Raw genomic sequence first — 1,788 nt, 5'->3', positions numbered from 1 at the left:
AATTTTGATTTGTCGACCTGTTGGAGAATTGCAATAAATTTTTTTTGGAGGTTTAATGGGAGTAAGGGAACAGGCAGCGAAGAAACTATGGGAACATTTAAGTTCTTCATCGTGACTCCTACTGCTTTATCTGCAATTATTTTTTTGTAAGTTAAGCTAGAAAGTATTGTTTGAAGAAAATAAGCTGCCATATTTTTGTTCGGCCTGATAATAATACTGCCAGTCCCACATAATAATCCAGAAGAACATACAACAGCACATCGACCCATTTCACCCCTACGGCCTAGAACAACATCACCTATCTCAAGATGATATGCTTTTAGTTCTTTATATTTTTCAGGAGATAATGTCAGATTAGCATCAATATAAATTTTTCCATCTATAATATGTGATGGGTTTATAAGGGCATGTCCTCCTTTAATATAATCTTCCTTGTGTAATAATGAACCAAAAGGACCAATACGAATTTCAGCAACTTCATTAAGAGTAACAATAGGCCAGCATTTTTCATTCCGTACAGGGTCACCAAACATCTCGACAAATCGGGATTTGAAAACTACTAGGTAATGAATCGAAATATAGTAAAAAAGCTAAATAAAACTAAATGATTTTACTAATATATTATTTGATAATTGTCGTATATGCGAAATAAAGCCTAGCTGATAAAGCGTTTATGTGCCTGTTTAACATTCTGTTGATCGACCATGGCGTACTGCATCGTAGTGTCGATTTGAGAGTGTCCTAAAAGACGCTGAACTTGCTCGATAGGCATTCCTTTATCAATTGCACGTGTTGCAAGTGTTCGGCGAAATTTATGAGGATGAACTTTGGTTAGCTTTAGCTTTTTTCCTAGTTGACGAAGACGAATTTCTACCCCACTTATTTCAAGTCTTTTGTGCGGTTTTTGAAGAGAAACAAATAATGCTGGATTTTCATCAGTACGAGAATCAAGATAATTTTTTAGATGAAGCTTTGTTCTAGCATCAAAATAAACTGGACGTTCCTTATTACCTTTTCCTAGAACTATACATTCACGATTTTCAAAATCAATGTCAGATTTGTTCAATCGTACTAGTTCTCCAACTCTCATTCCAGTAGATGCAAGGAGATCAATAATAGATTGATCACGAATATTTTCACAGTTATCCCGCATTTTTTCCAGTGACTCATCAGAAAAGGTTTCTTTGACTGGTTTATTTATTCGTATTTTATGAATTCTTCTAACTGGACTTTTTAATATATAGCATTCATTCTCAAGCCATGTAAAAAAGCTCGAAAGAATTCTCCGGATATTATCAATATTTATTTTACTACATGAACTTTTAATTTCATAGTCAGATAAATAATTACGCAAATCTTCCGTTGTGATATGAAACGCATGTTTATGAATTAGAGAAAACAACTTTGTAAGACATGTATTATAATATTTTATTGTTTTTTCACTACAACCTTCAACTTTTTTTGCGGAAAGAAATATTGATATTAGATTGGAATTATCGGGCGTAAGTTTCTTCTGCTCTTCGGTTTTAACAGAGGTAATAGAAAGGTTTCCGAGAATAGTGATAAGAGAAGTGTGAAGCAATTCCATTTGAGCATTGTCCAAATGGAGCAGCATAGCGCGTTCGATTTCAGCAATGATTTGGTCATTCATGGCGACACCTCCTTGAGATTGGGTGTCGCCATGTTATCTTATTCAGCCAAAATACTCCTGCATCAGGGATTTTTTCAAAATTTCCAATTTTTCGAGGCTCTGTTTCACTGCCAATTTTGATTTGTCGACCTGTTGGA

The 1,788-nt window shown here is 34.5% G+C and carries 2 protein-coding genes; both read right to left on the bottom strand.

What is annotated here, in order from left to right:
- On the bottom strand, window positions 1-533 hold a 533-nt coding region (locus B5F76_RS14230; RefSeq protein WP_144268516.1), incomplete at its 3' end, for a restriction endonuclease subunit S.
- Window positions 534-655: 122 nt separating this feature from the next.
- Window positions 656-1,651, bottom strand: a complete 996-nt coding sequence (gene xerA, locus B5F76_RS14225) for a site-specific tyrosine recombinase/integron integrase (protein ID WP_087355746.1) — start codon at window positions 1,649-1,651, stop codon at window positions 656-658.
- Window positions 1,652-1,788 lie beyond the last annotated feature (137 nt).

It is taken from the genome of Desulfovibrio sp. An276 (genome assembly GCF_002159665.1).
In the GTDB taxonomy this organism is placed as follows: Bacteria; Desulfobacterota; Desulfovibrionia; order Desulfovibrionales; family Desulfovibrionaceae; genus Desulfovibrio; species Desulfovibrio faecigallinarum.
The sequence above is the reverse complement of the archived record's forward strand: the minus strand, read 5'-3'. Positions and strand labels throughout refer to the sequence as shown.

Bases quoted from the DNA above. Each gene is read 5' to 3' on its own strand.
- xerA (WP_087355746.1), bottom strand. From the start codon at position 1,651: ATGAATGACCAAATCATTGCTGAAATCGAACGCGCTATGCTGCTCCAT.